The 24,084-nt window shown below is 39.5% G+C and carries 19 protein-coding genes; 4 read left to right on the forward strand and 15 right to left on the reverse strand.

The window, feature by feature from the left end; all coding sequences use genetic code 11:
- Window positions 1–41 precede the first annotated feature (41 nt).
- A complete protein-coding gene (locus DRW42_RS02475) occupies window positions 42–983 on the forward strand; it encodes a cation diffusion facilitator family transporter (protein ID WP_113947265.1) in 942 nt (313 codons plus the stop codon).
- 439 nt (window positions 984–1,422) lie between these two features.
- Here the strand turns inward: DRW42_RS02475 and DRW42_RS02480 are convergent, their stop codons facing one another.
- The 3 genes from DRW42_RS02480 to DRW42_RS02490 form a co-directional block, all read right to left on the reverse strand.
- Window positions 1,423–2,796 (reverse strand): NAD-dependent succinate-semialdehyde dehydrogenase, encoded by a 1,374-nt coding sequence (locus DRW42_RS02480; RefSeq protein WP_113947266.1) that lies wholly within the window; start codon window positions 2,794–2,796, stop codon window positions 1,423–1,425.
- A 46-nt stretch (window positions 2,797–2,842) separates the two neighbouring features.
- Entirely contained in the window at window positions 2,843–3,997 is a 1,155-nt protein-coding gene (locus DRW42_RS02485; RefSeq protein WP_113947267.1) for a sensor histidine kinase, read from the reverse strand.
- Between the two features lie 95 nt (window positions 3,998–4,092).
- Entirely contained in the window at window positions 4,093–5,268 is a 1,176-nt protein-coding gene (locus tag DRW42_RS02490) for a DUF3095 domain-containing protein (RefSeq protein WP_113947268.1), read from the reverse strand.
- 158 nt (window positions 5,269–5,426) lie between these two features.
- On the opposite strand from DRW42_RS02490, the gene DRW42_RS02495 reads away from it, so the two are divergent.
- A complete protein-coding gene (locus DRW42_RS02495) occupies window positions 5,427–7,925 on the forward strand; it encodes a TonB-dependent receptor (protein WP_113947269.1) in 2,499 nt (832 codons plus the stop codon).
- A gap of 58 nt (window positions 7,926–7,983) precedes the next feature.
- On the opposite strand, the gene DRW42_RS02500 is transcribed toward DRW42_RS02495, so the two are convergent.
- The 7 genes from DRW42_RS02500 to DRW42_RS02530 all read right to left on the reverse strand — a co-directional run bounded on the left by DRW42_RS02500 (window position 7,984) and on the right by DRW42_RS02530 (window position 13,950).
- On the reverse strand, window positions 7,984–8,478 hold the full coding sequence (locus DRW42_RS02500; RefSeq protein ID WP_113947270.1) for an RICIN domain-containing protein: 495 nt from the start codon (window positions 8,476–8,478) through the stop codon (window positions 7,984–7,986).
- A gap of 36 nt (window positions 8,479–8,514) precedes the next feature.
- Window positions 8,515–8,712 (reverse strand): hypothetical protein, encoded by a 198-nt coding sequence (locus DRW42_RS02505; RefSeq protein WP_113947271.1) that lies wholly within the window; start codon window positions 8,710–8,712, stop codon window positions 8,515–8,517.
- Window positions 8,713–8,816: 104 nt separating this feature from the next.
- Entirely contained in the window at window positions 8,817–9,137 is a 321-nt protein-coding gene (locus tag DRW42_RS02510; protein ID WP_113947272.1) for a hypothetical protein, read from the reverse strand.
- 267 nt (window positions 9,138–9,404) lie between these two features.
- Window positions 9,405–9,701, reverse strand: coding sequence for a Dabb family protein (locus DRW42_RS02515; RefSeq protein ID WP_113947491.1), 297 nt, complete (start codon window positions 9,699–9,701; stop codon window positions 9,405–9,407).
- 49 nt (window positions 9,702–9,750) lie between these two features.
- Window positions 9,751–12,447 (reverse strand): DNA ligase D, encoded by a 2,697-nt coding sequence (gene ligD / locus DRW42_RS02520; protein WP_113947273.1) that lies wholly within the window; start codon window positions 12,445–12,447, stop codon window positions 9,751–9,753.
- A gap of 10 nt (window positions 12,448–12,457) precedes the next feature.
- Window positions 12,458–12,631: a DUF3606 domain-containing protein gene (locus DRW42_RS02525; RefSeq protein ID WP_113947274.1), complete on the reverse strand. Its 174-nt coding sequence runs from the start codon at window positions 12,629–12,631 to the stop codon at window positions 12,458–12,460.
- 107 nt (window positions 12,632–12,738) lie between these two features.
- Complete coding sequence (locus tag DRW42_RS02530) at window positions 12,739–13,950, reverse strand: glycosyltransferase family 87 protein (protein ID WP_113947275.1); 1,212 nt, start codon at window positions 13,948–13,950, stop codon at window positions 12,739–12,741.
- A 293-nt stretch (window positions 13,951–14,243) separates the two neighbouring features.
- Here DRW42_RS02530 and DRW42_RS02535 point away from each other — a divergent pair, with 293 nt between their 5' ends.
- Together DRW42_RS02535 and DRW42_RS02540 are read left to right on the forward strand one after the other, a co-directional pair.
- Window positions 14,244–14,465, forward strand: coding sequence for a DUF3606 domain-containing protein (locus DRW42_RS02535; protein WP_113947276.1), 222 nt, complete (start codon window positions 14,244–14,246; stop codon window positions 14,463–14,465).
- Window positions 14,466–14,472: 7 nt separating this feature from the next.
- Entirely contained in the window at window positions 14,473–14,670 is a 198-nt protein-coding gene (locus DRW42_RS02540; RefSeq protein ID WP_113947277.1) for a hypothetical protein, read from the forward strand.
- 1 nt (window position 14,671) lies between these two features.
- On the opposite strand, the gene DRW42_RS02545 is transcribed toward DRW42_RS02540, so the two are convergent.
- The 5 genes from DRW42_RS02545 to DRW42_RS02565 form a co-directional block, all read right to left on the reverse strand.
- The gene (locus DRW42_RS02545; RefSeq protein ID WP_113947278.1) at window positions 14,672–15,817 is read right to left on the reverse strand and encodes a serine hydrolase domain-containing protein; all 1,146 of its coding nucleotides are present in this window, start codon (window positions 15,815–15,817) and stop codon (window positions 14,672–14,674) included.
- Between the two features lie 65 nt (window positions 15,818–15,882).
- Window positions 15,883–16,344, reverse strand: coding sequence for a VOC family protein (locus tag DRW42_RS02550; RefSeq protein WP_113947279.1), 462 nt, complete (start codon window positions 16,342–16,344; stop codon window positions 15,883–15,885).
- Window positions 16,345–16,968: 624 nt separating this feature from the next.
- Complete coding sequence (locus DRW42_RS02555; RefSeq protein WP_113947280.1) at window positions 16,969–17,799, reverse strand: aldo/keto reductase; 831 nt, start codon at window positions 17,797–17,799, stop codon at window positions 16,969–16,971.
- A 1,665-nt stretch (window positions 17,800–19,464) separates the two neighbouring features.
- Window positions 19,465–20,898, reverse strand: a complete 1,434-nt coding sequence (locus DRW42_RS02560) for a TolC family protein (protein WP_113947281.1) — start codon at window positions 20,896–20,898, stop codon at window positions 19,465–19,467.
- Window positions 20,891–24,061: an efflux RND transporter permease subunit gene (locus DRW42_RS02565; protein ID WP_113947282.1), complete on the reverse strand. Its 3,171-nt coding sequence runs from the start codon at window positions 24,059–24,061 to the stop codon at window positions 20,891–20,893. The genes DRW42_RS02560 and DRW42_RS02565 overlap by 8 nt, the downstream gene beginning before the upstream one ends.
- Between the last annotated feature and the right edge of the window lie 23 nt (window positions 24,062–24,084).

Genomic DNA, 24,084 nt, shown 5'->3' on the forward strand with positions numbered 1-24,084 from the left:
AAACCGTTTAAGACATAAATCCTTTTATATTTCTTAAACCTATGGCAAGAGCCAACAATTCTATTTATAGCGCTTTAGCGGCCAATTTATTAATCGCAGTAACCAAATTTATCGCCGGGGCATTTACCAACAGCTCATCCATGATTGCCGAGGGCATCCACTCCACCGTTGATACCAGTAACCAGCTTTTATTACTGTACGGTTTAAAAAGAAGTGTAAAACCACCCGATAAATCACGGCCATTTGGTTATGGTAAAGAACTGTATTTCTGGTCGTTCATTGTATCCATCATGATTTTTGGTTTAGGTGGCGTGGTTTCAATCTCGCAGGGCATTGCGCACATCCGCCATCCAGAAGTTCTGGGAAACCCCACATGGAATTACATAGTGCTCGGTTTATCTTTTATTTTCGAAGGTGCTTCGCTGATTATCGCGATGAAAGAATTTAATAAAACGCGTAAGGGCCTGCCCTGGTGGAAAGCCATTATTAAAAGTAAAGATCCCTCAGGCTTTTTAGTGCTGTTTGAAGATGGTGCCGCTGTTTTAGGTTTGTTGATTGTTTTTATTTTTATGGTGCTAAGCCATAATTTAAACCTGCCATTTTTGGATGGACTGGCTTCTGTATTAGTCGGAACCCTTCTCATTTTTGTATCATTTATTTTGGCAAGGGAAAGCAGTAGTTTGTTAATGGGCGAAGGTTTAACCTCAGAAACCCAGCAGAAAATTAAAGATCTCGTAGAAAATGACCAGGATGTAATTACCGTAACAAGTATTCTATCTCAATATCAATCGCCAAAAGAAGTGTTGCTGGTGCTGATTCTTACCTTTAAGGCCGAATTAAATACCACCGATTTAACCAATGCGATCGACCGCTTGCGTGATAAGATAAAATCAGAATACAATGTAATTAAGTTTGTGATTATCCAGCCCCAATCTGCAGATGTAGCGGAGAACGACTTTAGCAAAGATATTTACCTGGAATAAAGTGATGGAATTTCTAACCACACAGGTCGCAGAGCGCGAGGCAAACATGCGCTAAAATAGGTCGTTATCTCGACTTAAGCAGCGCGCAAAAGAGAGATCCATCTAGAGATAGATTTCTCCACTACGGTCGAAATGACGGTATTTAAGGATGTTGTGTTGCAAAAGATCCTTCGACTACGCTCAGGACGACAAATAGGAAGAAAGCAGGTATTAAAAGAAACGTCGTCATCTCGACTGAAGCAGCGCGCAACGGAAAGATCTATCTAGAGATTAATTTCTCCGCTACGGTCGAAATGACGGTATTTAAGGATGTTGTGTTGCAAAAAATCCTTCCGCTACGCTCAGGATGACAAACTGGATTTTTAAAACGGTCGCATTTGGTCATTGAAAATTAATCATTGGTTATTAAAACTCAACATTTTCCATCCCCCATCTTACATCACTTCACGTATACCGTTTTAATATTCACAAATTCGTGGATTCCGAACATGCCCAATTCGCGCCCGTAGCCCGATTGATTGATTCCACCAAAAGGAAGTGCAGGATCTGATTTTACACCTTCATTTACAAAACATGAACCTGCTGCGAGTTTATTCCGGGCAATATCTTCTGCCAATATCAGATTTTCTGTAAAAACGGCTGCTCCCAACCCGAAATTGGTATCATTAGCGATGCGGATGGCATTTTCAGTATCTTCAGCAGCAATAATTGCTGCAACCGGTCCAAATATTTCTTCATCATAGGCCAAAACGCCTTTTTTTACATCAGTTAAAATTGTAGGCGTGTAATAGGCATGTTTGCCACCTATTGACGGAATTTCGCCACCCAAAATACATTTTGCGCCTTGTTTTATACTTTGTAAAACCTGCTGGTGCAGCTCATCGCGAAGTTCGGCCCTGGCCATTGGCCCTAAATTGGTTTTTTCCTGTAATGGATTGCCGGTTATTTTGCTTTCCATCTCAGCTTTAAAGAGCGCGGTAAATTTTTCGAGCACAGATTTAACCACGATAAACCTTTTTGCAGCAATGCAGCTTTGGCCATTGTTAATTAACCTGGCTTCAGCACATATTTTGGCTGTCTTTTCGAGATTGGCATCTTCAAGAACGACGTAAGGATCGCTCCCTCCTAGTTCCAAAACTGTTTTTTTGATTAGTTTACCAGCCTGTTCGGCTACTTTTTTACCAGCCTCAGTACTTCCGGTAAGCGTTACTGCCTTAATATTTGGATGTTCAATTACTTTTGGTATCGCATTATTGCTACAGATCAGTGTTTTAAATACATTAACCGGAAAACCGGCATCTTCAACCAACTTTTCTATTTCGATGGCACAACCTGTAACACCCGACGAATGTTTTAAAACCCCGCAATTACCAGCCATTAACGCAGGCGCTAAAAAACGAAACACCTGCCAAAAAGGGAAGTTCCAGGGCATAATGGCCAAAACCAATCCTATTGGTTGAAAACTCACATAACTTTTTGTGGCATTGGTTTTTATGGTTTGATCAGCAAGAAATTCAGCACCATTTTTAGCATAATATTCGCAAACTGAGGCACATTTTAAGATTTCTGCAATACCAGCCTGTAACGGTTTACCCATTTCCAGCGCCATCAGTTTAGCCAGTTGATCTTTGCGTTCGGTTAAAAGCTTTGAAAGCTCCAATAGTAACTTTGCCCTTGAATTAAGATCAGTTTGCCTGTAAGTTAACCACGCCTCATGCGCCTGATTAATTTTCTGCTCAATTATTTCTACAGAATCTTCCTGATAGGTTTTTATAACTTCGCCGTTAACGGGATTGATAGATAAAATACTCATGGCAAACTAACAAATTGAATTCATAATTGTGTTTTTAAATCACAAATTAATCTTTTAAAGAAGCTAGTGGAATGTGAAAATGAAAGGTAGATCCTTCTCCATAATTACTTTCTGCCCAAATTTTGCCATCATGCAGATCAATGATTTCTGCACTAAGGTATAAACCGATGCCAAAGCCGGAAATGGTTTTGGTTTCAAGGCTTTCTACCCGGTAAAAACGATCAAAAAGCCTTCCCATATCTTCCTGTTTGATACCGATGCCGTGATCACGGACCCTAACATTTACCTTATCTTCTACAATTTCAGATTCGACCACCACAGCACTGCCCGGTTCAGAGTATTTAATGGCATTACTTACCAGATTGGAAATTACGGAAGCTATTTTTTCGCGATCTGCGTTAATTATTTTAGGATCACCTTCTATGAAATGGATCTGATAGGCCGAGTGGACTAAACGGGCGTCTTCAACTACATCACAAATTAGCTTGTCCATATCGAAATCAGACCTGAATAGTTGAATTTTTCCAGACTCCAGCCGCGATACATTTAAAAAAGACCCGATCATGGTGCTCATTTTACGGATCTGCTTTTGAACTTTATCTAACGTATTGATAATGAAATCATCTGCTACCGTTCTTTTCTGCATCAATTGCACATACGCACTGATAGAAGTTAAAGGTGTTTTCAACTCATGACTTACCATACTGATAAAATCATGTTTTTGCTGATCCTCTTTTATACTGATCATAAGCTGTTCCTGATCAAGCGCCTCTCGTTGCTGTTCGGTATCTTTGATTACTTTTTGGGCATATACCATGTCGGTAACATCGCTTGCAGTATGCAATATACAATAGGGCAAACCAGATTCGTCTTTAATAGCCTTGTATTCGTAACTGTAGTATGCCGTTTGCAGCTTACCATCTTTCATGGTTTCGGCGGCAATTGCATCTCCTTTATCTGTAATCCCCGTAAGCAGTACATTTTTGAGCATATTAATAAAAGGCTGCCCTTTTAACTCGGGTACTGCTTCCTCAAGCGGTTTGCCGATAATTGACCGGTCTTTTCCCCAAAAGGCAATCATGGCATCATTGGCCATTTCAATTACAATATTTTCTGAAGTATAAATGGCTGTTGCATCTTTCGATAGGGCGAGTACATTTAACAGTTGATCGCTGCTTAAAATCTTAGATTGGCTAGTCATGTATATTTTGAAGATTAAATTACTTATCGTGATAGTACCTTAAACATTTCAGGTATATAACATACAAGCAGTTGCACTAAATGTTTGGGCTTTTGTTAAATGTTATGGTCCTTTTTTATTTTACTGCGGATTTTTTGTTTCAATACCCCTGCTGCCTGGGTATATCCCCCTTCTGCACCATCAACAAAATGGATATGATCATCTACCAGATCCCTTACATAACACGACATTACCGATTCTCCACTTACATACAAACCATATAAAATGTCATTTTTAGCTTCCATTATATCCAGCTCTTTCTGCAAAGCCAAACGCTGCTGTTCTGTGCCAGTAATAACTGTGTTAATTCTTCCATCTATTACCAGCGTATCAGACATGGCTACAAGCTGTTTAAGGTAGTTTTTGCCGCTCTCCGTCCTGAAATAAATGTAGCCGTAAATATTAATGAACCAGGATTTAAGCAGTTCAAATAACCTGATTTTTCCCAAACGGTGTTTCATTTCTTTGCCCAAACTGTTAAAACTTGTTTTAAAGATTAATTTCGACACTGAAATGGGCTGACGCTTTTCCGGCGTCCCGTAAATCTGATCAAGGCAATGAATCACCTGGCTAAACATAGCTGCCTGTTTTGTAAAATCTCCTGCAACCACAATCAAGGTTACAATCTCTTCACTGTTTTCTGGCGGCTCAATTTTATCCCAGCGGCACTGCATCCCGCTTAAATCAATTTCTTCGCTGGCCGTGTCGTGCCCTGATAACAGGTAATCATCACCCTTGATCAGTTTTTCGGCATAATCCAAACCATCGCCTAAAACAACAGGAATGGAAAACGTTTCAGAACTGCTGAACCTGCTGATTCTGAGATTATGCCCCCGGGCATAAATTTCTTTAACAGCCACAATACCTACCCTTAAATCGAGGTTAAAATTTCCCTGCGTATTTTCTTTATACTTCAATAATGATTTTATCACTTCATCCGTAATTCCGGACGGAACAATAAACGTTGCCCCATCCCCTCCAAAGAAAAAAGGTATTGAAATGTTGGCCTTGAAAGCAATGTTGAGCACAGCTACAATGCTTCCTGTGGCAATAAGGTTTACATTTTCGTGCAGGCCCGCGTTAACCGCCGCTGTTGAACTTTTAATGTCGGTAATAATCACATGCCAGTCTGCAGGCACTTCTTCAAATAGCCGGTTTTTTACCAGCAACTGATATAATGGAATTTTATTTACAGGCAGATTGGAATAAAAGTGATCGTTGCTATTTAACATAATCCGGTTTAGAATATACTAATGTACGTATTATGAAATGATGCGTATTTCAAAAAAATCAGACAATCATTAATCTTATTTAGAACAAATAAAAATAATTTTGGCATTATCATTCTAAAACAGTTCCTTTGCGCCAACTAAGAATTAATCTAAATAAGATGGATAAAAAATCTACTTTTCTATTTAAGCTGATGATCATTTTTTTGCTCCTTGCAGGAAATGTTATGGCACAAACCAAAAACGGAACAGTATCCGGTACAATCAAAACCAGCGATGGTAATCCTGCCACATATGTAAGCGTGGGTTTGAAAAATACCAATAAAACTACTCAGACTGATGAAAAAGGTTATTTCAGCATTAAAAATGTAATTCCGGGAACTTATACAATCAAAACGTCAGCAATTGGTATTTCTGCACAGGAAAAATTGATCACTGTAGTCGCTGGTCAAACAACCAACGCCGATTTCTCGATTGCTGAATCTTCATCCCAACTGGATGAAGTGGCCATTAATGGTTATAAAACGCCCAATAAAAAACCTGTTAATTTAGGAAAAATAGCCATTGCACCTATGGATCTGCCTCAATCTGTTCAAATTATCGGCAACCAGGTCATTACCGATCAGCAGGCAAACCGTTTGAGTGATGTTTTAAAAAATGTTAATGGTGTGGCTTTTGGTGAAAATCGTGGATCAGTAAGCGGTGAAACTTTTTTTGCCCGTGGTTATAGCTTGGGTGCCAATAACGTTTTCAAAAATGGATCCCGCGCAACCAGTGGCGGTATGCCCGAAACCAGTACTTTAGAATCGGTTGAGGTTTTAAAAGGAAGCGCTGCATTGCTTTACGGCGGTGTAAGTGGTGGTGCTGTAGTAAACATGGTAACCAAAAAGCCAAAATTCGAATACGGTGGCGAAGTATCCATGCGTGCCGGTAGTTATGGTATGTATAAACCAACCGGTGATATTTATGGACCAATTACGAAAAATTTAGCTTTCCGTTTAATCGGTACTTTTGAAGATGCAGCCAGTTTTAGAAACAGTGTAACTTCTAACAGGGTATACATCAATCCATCTTTGTTATATAAAATCAGCGAAAAAACAGACATTTTATTACAGGGTGATTATTTAAAAAGCAACATGACACCGGATTTCGGTATCGGTACGGTTGAAAATCAGATTGCTGACATTGGTCGTAAAGCTTTCGTAAATGCACCCTGGGCATACAACAAAACAAACACCGTTACTTCGCAACTAAATATTAACCATAAATTTAACGATAACTGGAAGTTGAATGTACTGGCCAACTTACAGTCTTATAACCGTAATTATTTCAGTGCCGAGCGTCCGTTTGCCGATACAAAAGCTAATAATCCCCTTCCTTATGGCTTTGCTGCCCGTAATGTTACGCGTTCTAAAACCAGAGAGTATACCTATAACGAACAGATTAACTTAAACGGTTATTTCAAAACAGGAAGCATTAGTCACACTTTATTAGTGGGTGCCGATGCGGATCAATCTCGTACCACGAGTGGTGGTTTTACATTCAACAATAACTTAACCATGTTTAACTATGGCAATGTAAACTTACTTGATCCTTCTACTTATTTTGGATCGGGAATTGAGCCAAATGTAAACGTAATTTCAGAAACCTTTGCACCATTATACCGCATGGGCACATTTGTGCAGGACTTGATCTCGGTTACCGATAAATTTAAGGTGCTTGCGGGTGTACGTTATACTTTCCAAAAAACACCCAGAACGGTTACCACTACCCTGGCAACAGGTGTACAAACCTTAAGTGTGAACAGTTTGGATAAATCGAAGGTTGAAAGCGCCTTTACGCCTAAATTCGGTTTAATCTACCAACCGTTAAAAACCACTTCGGTTTATGCCAGTTATTCGAGTAATTTTGTTCAGAATACGGGAACTGATATCAACCTCGCCCCATTGGATCCATCTACCTTGCAACAATATGAAGCAGGTGTTAAAAACGACTTATTTAAAGGCAGATTATCGGTTAATTTAACCTGGTACAGAATTGCCAATGATAAATTTGCACAACAGGCACTTTTAAATGCCCAGGGCGCTCCTAACGGAGATGCCAATATTAAAGAACTGAACGGAAAATCATTAAGCGATGGTTTAGAACTTGATATTACCGGAACAATTGTAAAAGGGCTAAATTTTATTGCCGGTTACAGTTATAACTTTATCCGTTATACAGAAACGCGTGATAAAACTGTTTTCACGGTACCTGCCCCTACTACTGCAAATCCTAATGCAACCCGTACAGTAACCCTGGGAGGAGTAATTGAAGGACAAAGATTGGTAGGTTCTACCAAAAACACCGCAAACGGAACTTTATTTTATACTTTCCAGGAGGGTAGCGTTAAGGGATTAAAACTTGGTGCATCAGCTTATTATACAGGCTCGCGTAATGGAGGTTATAACGATACCAAAGCTCAAACCTATAGCAGGTTAATACCATTAAGTGCATTTACAACATTTGATTTTTCTGCAGGTTACAGCTGGAAAAAACTTTCATTACTGGCTAAAATTTCAAACATCACTAACGAATTGAACTATTTTGTACATGAAAACTACAGCGTGAATCCAATTCCACCACGCCAGTTTATGACTACATTATCTTATAAATTCTAATAAGAGAAATGATCAATCAAAAAGCTCCAAACCGCAGGGTTACGGAGCTTTTTGATTTTTACATGGTTGGCGATTGTTCGTAAATGCTCCATTGCTGCTCTTTGGTTTTCGTTTTCTTAGCGAGGATAATAGCAGAATTGATTGCTCCTTTTTTATCTTCTGGTGTAACATACAGATTGGTTCCTTTAAGCCTGATGAGATAAACATCTTTCCCGGCAGGTTCAAATTCGTATTGCTGGTTTACACTGCCTAAATTCAGGGGTTGTTCTTCCAGTGCCACATCACCTGCTTTGGGCTGAAATGTTTTGCCTGTAAAGAGGTTTTTCAATTGATAGGTATTTCCTTCTACAGCCACGAAATTCCAGGTCATACATTTCCAGTTCTGCGGATCGTAAGCTACCAGTGGCGTGCCATTTTTACCGCTGGCATCTTTAACACGTAAAAGCATACCGGTTAGTACATTTTTAATGGCAAAATTTCCCTTGATGATTTGGGCAGAAACAACCTGATTTACCAGTATGGCAAGGCCTAATGTTATAAGATATCTTCTCATAACACTAATATAACCAATTTGTTAAGCAAGAAAAAATTAAAGAATAATCAGGATGGTACCTGATTTGAGCAGCTTAAAGTAATAATGGCATTCGCCATGACGGTTCACTTTTTCTATTTCACAAACTTTACCTGATTTTCCATATTCATCAGCTAATAAATCGCCAATTTTAATGCTATCTAAAAGATTTACATTAATAGACGCTCTTTTGATCAGTGTAGCGCTTTTTTCCATGAGATTGCGGTTTATTGTACTTACGCAATCAAAAAGACTTTGGTTTTGTAGTACCATCAAATTACTTATTAATAAGTATCTAAGATACACAATTGTAGTTTTAATTAGCAATACATTAATTCATAAATCCGTTTCATGTAGAGCGCTTCATCAATCTTGTTAAAAAACTCATGCCACTCTTCTCTGGTGAACACCAAACTGATATCAGGAAAAGGCGTTGATAAAATCACAACCTCCTTACCATCAGGCCGGTTTTCCAGATAGTCGTCGAAATCGAGTTTTTTGGTGGCCACGTAAAAAGCATCGAATTGTTCGAAAGAAAAATTCATGAGTACGCCCGATCGCCAGATATTTAAGACTTTACAATTGTTGCATTGTGCAATGGTGATATTTGCATTTTGGGCCAGAACAGTTGTTTTACACATGGGCTATTGATTAAATCGTTGCTTGATTTAGCAAATATCATATTATTTAGAATAATTCCAAATAATAAAATTGATTTATTCTGCGTCCCGTCATTTCGACCGTAGTGGAGAAATCTATCTCAAGAACATTTGTGATTTAGATCTCTCCATTCCACTGCGTTTCAGTCGAGATGACGCCGAGTTTTAATGAAGCCTGTAAATTACTGTCTATTTCCTTAAAAAGTCACTTCAAAAAAAATGCCTCCGGTTTATTGGAGGCATCTGATATTATTCGGCGTCGTAAATTACAACCTTTTCGAAATAAATCCTGAATTCATCCAGGAAAGCTTTATGTACCGGGTGCACCTGGTAAACATCGTGTGCAGCTAAATCTTCGAAAAATAAAATCAGGCTGAAAGTATAAGTGGTATCAACAACAGCACGCTCAATTGGTGCAGGTATACCAATGTGAAAGGTTTTTACAACTTCAATGCTTTCTAAAGTTTGTAATCCATTGCGGAAAGCAGCTTTTTGCTCTTCCGTGGTATCGGCTTTAAGCCAGAATAAAACGTGGTGTGCTATCATTTTTAATTTTTTGCCAAATATAATCAAAGCAGCAAAAGATTATTGCGCTTTATCCAAAAACACTTTTGGCTTTAGTAATGGCTTTTTTAAGGTCTATTCCCTTGCCCAAAACACCTTTAAACAAATCGCCTTCTGCTTTTAACCGATCGATTGCATTAAAAATATTAAAATCTTTCATTTTCAAACCCGGTTTTACCTCATCCCAATGTAATGGCATAGAAACGGTTGCCCCTGCTTTTGGCCGTAAGGAATACGGACAGGCAATAGTTGCCCCAGGTCTGTTCTGTAAAAAATCGAGGTACATTTTCCCTTTCCTTGCCGATACCATCCGCTCCAATGAAGTAAAATCAGGAATCTGTTTATTTACTAAATTCACCACAAGTTTTGCAAAAAGCTGACTCTGGTCATAATCATATTTCGCATTTAAAGGAATATAGATATGCATACCCGTTGAACCTGATGTTTTACAGAAACCGGGCACATCAATTGCATCCAGCACTTTTTTGGTTTCAAGCGCCGCTTCAACCACCTGATCAAAAGTATGTTTGTCAGGATCAAGATCGATCACGCAGTAATCAGGATTATCGGGGTGTTGCACACGACTAAACCAGGGGTTCATTTCAATACAACCTAAACTGGCCATCCACAATAAGGAAGCTTCGTCAGTGCCGACCAGATATTCTTTTTTTTCGCCTTCACCATTTTCATAGGGAAAGGTTTCAGCCCAGTCTGGAGCTTTGCCCTTAACATCTTTCTGATAAAAACTTGGCCCGTGGATCCCGCCGGGAAAACGGTTTAGGGATTGGGGGCGATCTTTAAGGTAAGGCAAAATATATTCGGCAACCTGGTAATAATAGTTGAACATATCCCTTTTGGTTACCTTATCTTCAGGCCAGTATACTTTACTCAAATTGGTGAATTTAAGTTCGTGGCCTTTTATTTTTCTTACCTGCGTTTCATCTTTAGGGTTCAATAGCGTTTTGCGGTCTTTCCCTTTTGGTGGTTTTATTGCTTCATCATGTCCGTCTTTTTCCTTAGCATCGTTAACAATTTCTGTGGTTGCGCTTTCTTCTTCCCGGATCACATCTTTCGCTTTCTTATCTTCGCGCATGCCCTGAAAGGAAGGATGGCGAAAAACCCCGTCATCTGTTACTTCGGTAAAGGCAACTTCGCAAACCAGTTGAGGCTTTAGCCAGGTAGCTTTTGCCCTTGGCGGATTTGGCCTGAAACGCGAAGGTTTATTTACATCGGGGATGCTTTCGAAAGGGCTTTTATCTACAATAAGCGGTTTAAACTGCTCCATCATCGTTTTCTGCAGTTTATCCGAAAATCCAGTTCCAACCTTACCTACGTATTGTAATTTTCCTTTCTCATATACACCCAGTAAAAGGGAGCTAAAAGATTTTGAAGTGTCTTCATTTTTGGTAAAACCGGCAATTACCACCTCCTGGCGTTTGTGAACTTTAATTTTTAACCACTCTTTCGATCTGCGGTCGGTAGCGTAAGTGCTGTCGGTTTTTTTGGCGATAATGCCTTCTAAACCCATTCTTTGGGCAGCATCAAAAAAATCGACTCCGCTCGCTTTAAAAACTTTTCCTAAGCGAACACGGTCATCATCGGTGGGTAAAATGTCGTTTAAAATTGCCTGGCGCTCATAAAGTGGTAATTCCATCAGGTTTTTGCCCTCGTACCACAAAATATCAAATACATAAAAAACCAGTTCACCATCAGCTTCGCTCCTCCAGTTCTGCAGGGAGCCAAAATTTGAGATCCCCTTGTCGTTTAAAACCAGAATTTCACCATCGAGCACTGCATTAATTTTCCACTCATTAAGCAGATCGTAAATGGGATAAAATTTTTCGTTAAATGATTTATTGTTCCTCGAAAAAAGTTCTACTTTTCCTTTGTTAATAAATGCCAGGGCACGGTAACCATCCCATTTCACCTCATATTGCCAATTTGGGTCATCAAAAGGTTCATCCACCAGTGTGGCCAGCATCGGTTTAATATTTTTGGGAATGACTGATTTTGGGGCTTTTTTTAAAATGGCCTTTACATCTATGTTTTTATCATCACCTACAGCTTTTGTTTCTTTCTTAGGTTTTGGTTCAGGATTTTTTTTTTCAGCTTTTATTTTTTGCTCTTTTCCTTCTTTCCAAACCTTATCGGATGTTTTCTCCATCTTTTCGATGGTTTTACCAGAAAGTACCGATTTATCCTCTTTGGTAATATCTTTAGCAGATGCATAATCATCCTTATGTTTAATCAGCAACCAGCCGTTCTCTCCCATCCCATGGGTTTTAACCAGGGCAAACTCGCCATGAAGTTTTTCTCCGTTCAGCTTAATTTTTAAGGAACCATCCTTCAGTTGCTTTAAGAGGTGTTTCTCCTGTGCCTTTTTGCCTTTAATACTTTCGATTGGCTCATAAGTACCTTCATCCCAAACAATAACGGTTCCTCCACCATATTCTCCCTGTGGGATAATCCCTTCAAAATCTTTATAATCGTAAGGATGGTCTTCTACCATCATGGCTAACCGTTTCGTTTTGGGATCAGTTGAGGGGCCTTTGGGAACCGCCCAGCTTTTTAAAACACCCTCCATTTCAAGTCTGAAATCATAGTGCAGGCGTGATGCATCGTGCTTTTGGATCACAAAATGTAACTTGTTCCGATCGCTGCTTTTACCTGATTTAGGCTCCGCCGTTTTTGAGAAATCGCGCTTTGAAACATACTTTTCCAGACTCATAATTAACGTTTTATTTTTTTAAATAATCTTCTACGGCATTGGACGATGTACCCACTGTTTGCACTGCTGCTTTGAGTTTATCTTTGCTTACGCCAAATTTATTAGACCAATAATCCAGCTCATAACCTTCGTTAATGTTGATCCTACCGCGATCAGCACCACCTGTTTTTTGTTTATCATCCATAACTATTTTTGATTAGACAGCTATAAAACAGCGCAATAACAAAAAAGGTTTTAACATCCGTTTTTACAAACGGGCATTAAAACCTTTAAAAAAATAAAATTTAAAACTTAATCTATTAGCGCAGTAACCATTTCTGGTTCTGTTTCTTCGGCATAGGCGAACCTATTATTTGTAGCTTTATAAATAATCCTAACCCATACTAAAAAATAAGGGAGGCTGATGATGGCCAGCGATAAGGGATGCGATTTGGCGAAAACCGGAAACAACAACAAGGGGAAATTACAGGTAATCAACAGTAAAACGGGCAGCAAAACCTTTTTCATGGCCTTATTATTTTCTTTTACATACCATATACCTACACCAATAATGGGAATAATGAAGGTACAGTCTTCTGCACCGGTACTGAATAATACCGGGAAAATCATTACGGATGACAGGATCATCAGTTGAAATTTATGCTTTCCGAAACAGGATAGATTTACAAATGGCAACATAAATAATAAAGCACCTAGACTAAGAAACAGAAAATTAGGTACTTTTCGTGCATCTAAAAGTTCCCTGAAGAAACCCATGATGGAAACATCGATTCCACCGCCCAAAACGTTTACCATATTTTTACCCACCAAAGAGTTTTTCCAGTCTACGTAACAGTGTGTCACATAAGCAGGTGAAGCCAAAAGCATAGGCAGTAGAAATATTACTACCGACCATAAAACCAACCATAAAATAAATGCCGGCTTTTTCCTGGCAAAGAAGAAAAAAACGAGTCCTACCACACCATAAAGTTTAATAAAGGTACCAAGCACGATGCAAAGTGCCGACCATATCCCTTTATCTTTATTCAGGAGGGTGTAACTTAATATCATTAATGCTCCTGCGCCCGCATTAAACTGCTGGTTAAGCATCGATTCTATCAAACAGGGAATGGCAATGTATCCGATAGCCACTTTCTGATCTTCTGTTAACGGCAGGGTTTGTATGGCTTTAAAGAGCAGGAAACAGTTAAACAGGTTCCACAGTAATAATCCTATCCAGTTGTGAAAAATTGCAAATGGTGCGATTAACAGGCTAAAAATCGGGCCATAGTGGTTGGCATCTTCGTGATAAGCCGGATAATATGCGTAAAGCGAACGCTCGTGCAGTAAATTTCTAAATGTATTTTCGAAAATAAGATAGTTATTGTAACGATGCGTGGCCCACGAATCTATTACAAAAACCAGGGTGATAAATACCCAGAGCGATAATACGAAACGATTATCCTGATAAAATTTTCGACGCGGGGACAGACTTTGAACGCCAGTTAGAAAATGATTTAGCATTTGTAAAAATTATATTACAATACAATAATAAAAATGTAAATCGACAAAACCTAATGATTTGTAAAGAAAATATTACTCTTTTTAAGGATAAATGTGAAGCTGTAAAAATAGCGCAAATGCATTATTTAAACGGAGTTTTAGCCCTGTAATTTGTAAAGCGCGATTACAATATCTTAAAATGTGCTGTAATCCCACATATCTCTATATTTTTTTGAGAATTTACTGACAAAACCACAAAACCAAAACATAATTATACGTGTTCTATGAGTATTACTAACCAAAATTCATAAAAAATGGAATATCAACTTAATTCGATGAATGCGAGGAAAGAATTTATCGATATCGCAGATGAACAAGATCGTAATTATTGGGCTGCAAGGCTTGGCATTAGCACCGAGAAGCTTAAATCAGCAGTTAAAGCACTTCACAGTATGGAATTTTCAAAATTAAGAGCATACCTGATGATGGAAAAAGTTAAATCCGGAAGTACCTATCAAAGATTTGTAAATCAGTAACAGCGATATGGAGTATAAAAGTGAAAGTAAAAATCAGGCAACTGTTAATCAACCGATTACCGATTGCACTCATTTAATCGATCTGCCGCCCGTTAAAAGTATTTTCGACCAAAAAGTAAAAGGTACAGAGGTAAGCCATCCAAAAGCCGGCATTAAACCTTTAACTGTTTTTTTCCATAAAAATGGCTTAGCCAAACTGCTTTAGGCTATTTAAAGAAAGATTGGTATAAACTGTTAATGGCTGCCCTGCTAAAATCGGGGAAACCATCCGTGTAGGTGGCATTTATTCCATTGGTTATAATTACGAATCCAAATTTTTCTTTGGGGTTAAAAAACATGGTACTATATAATCCGTAAGCTGAGCCGGTATGCCCTTTTAATTTCACGCCTGGAATTAAGCTGTCGGCCGTTCTGATTGCAAAGCCATAACCTTCATCATCGGTTAATGCGGTTTGCATCTGTTTTGCACTCTTTTTGCTTATAATTTTTACTTGATTAGCAGTGCCGTAATTCATGTGCATCATCATGTATTTTGCCAGGTCGGTAGCTGAAATCTTCATGCCGCCTGTTGGCGAAAAAATGGGCGTGGTATATCCCATTACATAGTTCGCAATTTCGGTACGCCGTGGCGCGTATGCCATTGGCGTAGGCGTATAGGATTTAGTATCGGAATGATATTCGTACAAGTTTACGAAACGGGTACTATCCAAAGAATCGACACAATATCCAGCATAAAGCCCTAAAGGTTTTAAAACATGGTTTTTCACATAATTATCGAAACGTTCGCCTGATTGTTTCTCGATTATGGTTCCGATTAGGTTAAAATTGAGGTTACAGTAATCAAATTTACTTCCCGGCAGGTAATCGTTATAACATTTTGCCCAATCTGGGTTTTTATCCGGATTGATGACATCAAGGTTTAAATATCCCTGCGAATCGTTTAAGCTGGAAGTATGCGACAAAGCCATTTTTAAAGTAATTTTCTGATCAGGAAATTTTGGGTTCCTGATTTTAAAACCTACCAGATCCCCGAAATCATCGTCAAGAGAAATTTTACCCGCCTCTACCAGCTGCATAACAGATGTTGCCGAAAAGGATTTTGATATGGATGCGATCCTAAAAATATCCTGATCGGTTAGCGGAACTTTATTTTCCAGATCTTTTAAGCCAAACGAATGGGTGTAAATGATTTTACCGCTTTTTACTACCGCCACCGAAGCGCCAACAGCATTATATTTTTCCATTACCTTTTTAAAATCTGCCTCAGCACTTTCGTTCTGGGCATGCGATTGGTTGTTTAAACCAAGGATTAAAAAGAAGGCAAAAAAATACTGTGAAAATTGAAGTTTCATAAAAAAGCGGATCAAACCTAAATATAGGATTTGGGCGGGGATTAAGTGAGCACGTAGTAAAAAATTTACTTCGCATCGTTCACTTCCAGCCAATGTCCGTCGGGATCTTTAAAATAAATCTGTTTTACGCCATCAACACGGAGGGTAATGCCTTTTTCTTTTCCGGCCCAGTCTTCAAAGCTGATGTTTTTGGTATTGAGTTTTTTCACAAAATCATCAACCGATGGAACGCTGAAACATAAATGTCCGTTTTTATCGAAAGTTTCGTTGCCTTTTGCCCCCTGAATCAAATGCAGCTGTCCGGCCGGCCCCAGGCTAAACCAGGTATGGCGGTTATCTTTAAAGGGCTCAGGAATGATTTTAAGGTTAAAAACACTTTCGTAGAAGGAAGTAGCTTTATTTAAATCGGCTACATAAACGGCAATATGGTTTAAAACAGCAGGTACATTGTCGGTTTTGTTCTGCGCCATGACTTTTTGAAATAGGATTGAAAATAAAATGATGGTGGTTAGGAAGACTTTTTTCATGTTTAAATATCATGTTTTATTTTAACAAGGTAAAAACTTATTCCAACAAAATATTAAGCACAGATAAGGAAGATGAACACAGGTAATTGTTTTAAACTATAGATTTCTCGGCTACGCTTGAAATGAAAATCATGGGGAATTTCTGTGTTTTACGTGAATCCGTGGCAAAAAATAATTACACCAGAAAAAAGGTCTTAGCGAGACGCTAAGACCAGTTAGGGGTAATTGTTTTAAAATACAGCTTTTCTACGACGCATGAAATGAAAATCATGGGGAATTTCTGTGTTTTCCGTGAATCCGTGGCAAAAAATAATTACACTAGAAAAAAGGTCTTAGCGAGACACTAAGACCAGTTAGGGGTTTTACCTGTAAATGAAACTTAGTTTGCGCTCGTTTCCAAACGAGTGTATGAATAGCTAAACGATTTTATCGTTTGTAACTTCAAACTATTCAATGCTCATTACAAACGAGCCTTAACTGAAAATGAGGATTGCAGGGAATTTCTGTGTTTTCCGTGAATCCGTGGCAAAAAAATAATTGCAACAGAAAAAAGGTCTTAGCGAGACGCTAAGACCTGTAAAGAAGAAAAAGATTCTTCGCTGCGCTCAGAATGACAAAACCTTTCTATTTTGCTAAACTTTCAAATTCTTCTTCTGTCAATTCTATTTCTGTGGCTTCTAAGTTTTCTTTTAAATGGTCAACCGATTTGGTTCCGGGGATTAACAGGATATTCGGTGATCTTTTTAGCAACCAGGCCAAAGCAATCTGTGCAGTTGTAGCCTTATGTTTTTCGGCAATGGCTTTAATTTTATCTTCGAGTTTGTGAGGACCAGATGCCAAAGGAAACCACGGAATAAAAGCCAGTCCTTGTTCGGCAGTAAAATCCAACACACTTTCCCATTGTCTGTTGCCCAGATTATAAAGATTTTGAACAGAAACAACCGGCAAAATATCCTGTACCTGCTTAATTTGATCGATGGTCACTTCTGATAAACCTACATTTTTTATTTTCCCTTCTTTTACAGCCTCTATTACAGGTGCCAGGGTTTTGGCTACTTCAACATTGGGATCAATGCGGTGCAGTTGCCATAAATCGATGCTATCTACTTTTAAACGTTGTAAACTCCCTTCAATATCCTGTCTTATTTTTTCGGGCGCACCATTAGGCACCCAATTATTTGGTCCTGGCCGGTCAAAACCACCTTTAGTGGCAATAAAAAGATCTTTTTGAAAAGGATTTAAGGCATCAGCAATAAGCGATTCGTTAAATTTCGGTCCGTACGCTTCGGCAGTGTCAATAAAATTAACGCCATTTGCAACAGCTTCACGTAAAACAGTTATTGCATTTTCGCGATCTTCTACTTCACCAAAAACACCGTTTCCGGTTAATTGCATTGCGCCATAACCTAAACGTTTAACCTCTAATTCGCCGAATTTAAATGTTGTTTTTCCCATTTTGTTTTAGATATGATGATAAATTCTACGCTAATGATAACCGCACAGTGATGGCATTGTTTGTAAAATGAATTTTATGATAAATAAATGAACAAAAGCAGAATTTAACAGGTATTAAACTTCACATCAGATTATTTTCAGCCTATCAGGCTGGTTAAAGATGATTTCAAACACGGCTGCTTATACTATATAAAAATCAAAAAATGCCTTGAATGCTATTTAAAAGTACTTCGGAAGAGCAATTTGGTCTTTCGTAGTAGAAAAAGGTACTGCCGTAGTAGAAAAAGGTACTCGCGGAGCACAAAAAACATCTTCCAGAGGACTATTAAAGAGCTCCGGAAGTACAAAAAGGTACTGCAGGAGTAGAAAAAGGTACTCGCGGAGCACAAAAAACACCTTCCAGAGGACTATTAAAGAGCTCCGGAAGTACAAAAAGGTACTGCAGGAGTAGAAAAAGGTACTCGCGGAGCACAAAAAACACCTTCCAGAGGACTATTAAAGAGCTCCGGAAGTACAAAAAACTCCTTCCGGAGTACTAAGCCGAACTGTTGAAGCACTAAAAGCTACTGCCGAGGTACAAAAAGGTATTTCCGGAGTACCTAGTTTGCGCTCGTTTCCAACGAGTGCATAAATAACTAAACGATTTTATCGTTTGAAAACGAAAAACTATTCTAAAATTGTTCGGAAAGGAGCGTGAGCTGAATTCAGTGCTTTCCGTGAATCCGAGGCAAAAAAATTGCAGCAAAAAAAGGTCTTAGCGAGACGCTAAGACCAGAGCAGCCATAATAAAAGATTCTTCGTTATGCTCAGAATGACAAAAAACAAAAAGTTACCTCCTAGTTTGCGCTCGTTTCCAACGAGTGCATAAATAACTAAACGATTTTATCGTTTGAAAACGAAAAACTATTCAATACTTGCTCGGAAAGGAGCGTGAGCTGAATTCCGTACTTTCCGTGAATCTGCGGCAAATAATTGCAGCAAAAAAGATCTTAACGAGACGCTAAAACCAGAGCAGCCATAATAAAAGATTTTTCGCTATGCTCAGAATGACAAAAAACAAAAAGTTACCTCCTAGTTTGCGCTCGTTTCCAACGAGTGCATAGATAGCTAAACGATTTTATCGTTTGAAAACGAAAAACCATTCAACACTTGTTCGGAAAGGAGCGTGAGCTGAATTCCGTGCTTTCCGTGAATCTGCGGCAAAAAAATTGCAGCAAAAAAAAGGTCTTAGCGAGACGCTAAGACCAGAGCAGCCATAATAAAAGATTCTTCGCTATGCTCAGAATGACAAAAAATAAAAGGCTGCCCCAGTTTGGAACAGCCTGATTGAATGATAAGGATAACTGACTATAAAAAAATTAATTACAACCTAGTTTGCGCTCGTTTCCAACGAGTGCACAAATAACTAAACGATTTCATCGTTTGAAAACGAAAAATTATTCAAAACTTGTTCGGAAAGGAGCGTGAGCTGAATTCCGTACTTTCTGTGAATCTGCGGCTAAAAATTTGCAGCAAAAAAAGGTCTTAGCGAGACGCTAAAACCAGAATAGCCATAATAAAAGATTTTTCACTGCGCTCAGAACAACAAAAAATAAAAGGCTGTCCCGGTTTGGAACAGCCTGATTGAATGATAAGGATAACTGACTATAAATAATTAATTACAAGCTATTTCCATCCGCCACCAAGTGCGTGATAAATATCTACAACAGCGTTTAATTGTTGTTTTTTGGTTTCAATAAGTTCTAATTTCGATTGTAAAGCATCACGTTGTGTCATCAATACCTCAAAATAATCAGCTCTTGCGGCTTTAAACAAATCGTTCGAAATATCGATTGATTGCGTAAGCGCCGTTACCTGTTTTGATTTCAGGTCGTAACTTTTTTGCAGGTTGCTGATCTTCGACAGCTGATTGGCTACCTCAATATAACCATTTAAAATGGTTTTTTCGTATTCAAATACAGCCTGTAGTTGTTTTGCATTTGCAGAAGAATATTCTGCTTTGATGGCATTTCTGTTGATCAGGGGTCCGGCCAGATCTCCTGCTAAAGAGTAAATCAAAGATTCAGGGGTTCTTAACAGGTAAGAAGGGTTAAAAGCCTGGTAACCAATAGCTGCAGAAATACCCAGTGAAGGATAAAACTGTGCCTTTGCTACTTTAACATCTAATTTTGCGGCTGCAAGTTCGTATTCAGCCTGTTTAATATCCGGACGGTTGGCCAGTAACTGCGAAGGTAAACCCGCCTGTACGGTTGCCGGTACCAGATCGGTAAAGCTGGATTTATCCCTGATGATGGGTTGTGGAAAACGACCTACCAGAAAATTAATTTTATTCTCGGTTTCAGTAATATCTTGCTGAATATCGAACTCCAGACTTTTAGAACTTAGTACCTCTGCTTCAAATTTACGTACGGCAAGTTCGTTAACCCTGGTCGCTTGTTTCTGGATTTTCATTAACTCCAGTGCATTGCTTTGCAGTTCGATCGTTTTTTTCACGGTCTCCAACTGGCTATCAGAAGCCAACAATTCATAGTATGAATTTGCTATTTCGGCAATCAGATTGGTGATGACGAAATTCTTACCCTCAACTGTCGACAGGTAATGGTTAACTGCCGCTTTTTTCGAATTACGCAGTTTATGCCAGATATCGGCTTCCCAATTGGCTTGTAAACCAAACTGGTAATCAGGTAATACTTCCGGAACACCTTTGCCCGGAGTGATTTCGGTAGAAGCATCGCCTGCACCAGAGCTTGTGTAACGGCCAACTTTATCCAATCCGGCACCCACACCATAACTTACGCTTGGCAAAAGCTCTCCTTTTCTGGCTTTGATTTCGTTTTTGGCAATCTCGATATCCTGAAGGGTAATATTCAGCTCCTGGTTATTTTTCAGGGCTGTATCAATCAGATTGATCAGGTTAGGATCGGTAAAAAAGTTACGCCATTGTATACCGGCAGTGCTTACGGTATCCTGCGAGCCGTTAAAGCTCACAGGTACATTTTTATTTTCGGCTCGCTGGGCTACTTCTGGTAACTTACAGGCGGTGTATGCAGCGCATATCAACACCAGTCCAAGGCCTTTATAAAGATTTTTCTTAAACATTATTCTCAATTTCTTCAGTTAACGGATGTTCTTCTTCAATTTTGATCAGCTTGTGTTTTGCTGCAATTGATCCGAATATAAAATACAGGCCAGGGATTACAATTACCCCGAAAATGGTACCGAAAAGCATACCTCCGGCAGCGGCCGAACCAATGGTACGGTTACCGATTTTACCTGGTCCGCTTGCAATCATCAAAGGAATTAAACCTGCGATAAAGGCAAAAGAGGTCATTAAAATCGGGCGGAAACGCACGCTTGCACCTTCGAGTGCTGCCTTGAATACGGTTGCTCCCTGTGCATGGCGCTGCGTGGCAAACTCCACAATCAGTACGGCATTTTTACCGAGTAAACCGATGAGCATTACCATGGCCACCTGCGCATAAATGTTGTTTTCCAGTCCCAATAATTTAAGGAAAAGGAACGCGCCAAAAATACCCGCCGGTAAAGAAAGGATTACCGAAAGCGGCAGGATGAAACTCTCATATTGCGCGGCAAGAACCAGGTACACGAAACCTAAACAGATCAGGAAGATATAAATGGCTTCATTACCTCTTGATACTTCATCTTTAGAGATACCTGCCCAATCGATCCCAAATCCCCTTGGCAATGTTTTCTTGGCAACTTCTGTAATCGCTTTAATGGCTTCGCCAGAGCTATAACCCGGAGCCGATTGTCCGCTGATTTCAGAAGCGTTGTACATGTTGTGACGGGTAATTTCTGATAAACCATATACCTTACGCATTTTAATAAATGCCGAGAAAGGCACCATCTCATCGCGGTCGTTTTTAACCGAAAGCTTTAAAATATCTTCTGGTAAAGCCCTGTATTGAGGCAATGCCTGAACGATTACTTTATATTGACGGTCGTATTTAATAAAACTCGTTTCGTAGTTACTACCCACAAAAGTTGATAGCGTGTTCATGGCATTATCGATACTTACGCCTTTTTGTTGTGCAATATCGTTGTCAACATCAAGCATGTATTGAGGGAAACTTGCACTATAGAAAGTAAATACAGATGAAAGTTCTTTTCTTTTGTTCAGTTCGCGTACAAAATCGTTGGCAACGGTTTCCATTTTTTTGTAATCGCCGCTACCCGCTTTATCCAGTAAACGAAGCTCGAAACCGCCCGCTGCACCATAACCCGGAACTGCCGGTGGCTGGAAAAACTCGATGGTTGCACCCGGGATGGATTTTGATTTTTCTTCAAGCTCTTCAATAATTTCTGCTGCAGAATGTTTACGTTCGCTCCAGTCTTTCAGGTTAATTAAACAGGTACCTGAGTTCGATCCCGTACCTTCGGTCAGGATTTCGTATCCGGCCAAAGATGAAACTGATTTTACACCATCAATATCCTCGCACATTTTCTGCAGTTTCTCTGCAATCTGGTCGGTACGCTCTAAAGTAGATCCCGGAGGCGTTTGGATAATGGCGTAAACCATACCCTGATCCTCATTAGGAATAAATCCCGAAGGTACACTTCCGCTTAATGCCCAAACACCCAAACAGAAGGCAACCAATACACCAAAAGTTAAAATCCTGCGGCTTACCACCCTGCTCAATACCAACTCGTACTTGCCTGAAAGCTTGGCAAAACCATTGTTGAAACCATCCAGGAAACGATCTATCAAAGTTTTCTTTTTCGCCGAACCATGATTGTTCTTCAGCATAATGGCACACAATGCAGGCGTAAGCGTTAAAGCCACAATACCTGAAAGGATAATTGCCGTTGCCATGGTAATGGAGAACTGACGGTAAAAAATACCCACCGGACCAGACATAAACGCTACCGGGATAAATACTGATGCCATTAAGAAAGTGATGGCGATAATTGCCCCGCCGATTTCTTTCATGGCCTGTTGTGTGGCTTTTAATACCGAAAGATGCCTGTCGTGCTCCATTTTGGCATGCACCGCCTCAATTACCACAATCGCATCATCTACAACTACCCCAATGGCGAGTACTAATGCAAACAAGGTAATTAAGTTGAGTGTGATACCGAAGAACTGCATAAATACAAAGGTTCCGATCAGTGATACCGGCACAGCAATGGCCGGAATAAGCGTCGAACGCCAGTCGCCAAGGAACAGGAATACCACTAAACCTACCAGGATAAAAGCCTCTACCAGGGTGTGGATTACTTTTTCGATAGATGCATCCAGGAATTTGGAAACGTCGTAACTGATTTCGTAATCCAAACCTTTTGGAAATGAAGCCGATTTAATTTCGGCCATTTTAGCTTTAACATCTTTAATAACCTGACTCGCGTTACTGCCATAAGATTGTTTCAAAACAATTGCAGCAGACGCTTTCCCGTTTAAGGTAGAATACAAATTGTAAGCGGAAGCACTAAAATCTACGTCGGCAATATCTTTTAAGCGAAGCAATTCGCCGTTTGGTGTTGCCCTTACCACAATATTTTCGTAACCTTCTTTGGTATTAAAACGTCCGGAATATTTTAACACATATTCGAAAGCCTGCGAACGTTTACCCGAGCTCTCCCCTGTTTTACCTGGCGAGGCCTCTAAACTTTGCTCATCAAGGGCTTTCATTACCTCATCAACAGAGATTTTATAAGCCTGCATACGATCGGGTTTTAGCCAGATACGCATCGCATAATCCCTGTCGCCCAAAATATCTGCAAAACCCACACCATCAACCCTTTTCAGCTCCGAAAGCAGGTTAATATCAGCATAGTTATACAAAAAGTTCTGGTTCATTTTAGGGTCTTTACTGTACAAGTTGATGTACATCAGCATATTAGACTCTTCACGGGTAATTTTAACCCCTTCACGAACCACCAGAGGAGGAAGTTTATTGGTAACAGCGGCTACACGGTTTTGTACGTTAAGCGAAGCCTGGTTAGGATCGGTACCCAGGTTAAATACCACCTGGATGGAGGCTTCACCATCGTTACCGGCATCAGATGCGATATATTTCATGCCCGGTACACCGTTAAGTGCACGTTCGAGCGGAATAACCACCGATTTAATCAACAATTCGTTGTTTGCTCCAGGGTACTCTGCCGTAATATTTACTTTAGGCGGAGAAATGGATGGGAATTGTGTAACCGGCAGGTAGCTGATGGCCAGCACACCGAGAAACACAATAATAAGCGATATTACGATAGAAAGGACGGGCCTTTGTATGAATTTACTAAACATAAAATAAGTATGGAGGGTTTAGA

Source organism: Pedobacter miscanthi, assembly GCF_003315595.1.
Classification (GTDB): Bacteria; Bacteroidota; Bacteroidia; order Sphingobacteriales; family Sphingobacteriaceae; genus Pedobacter; species Pedobacter miscanthi.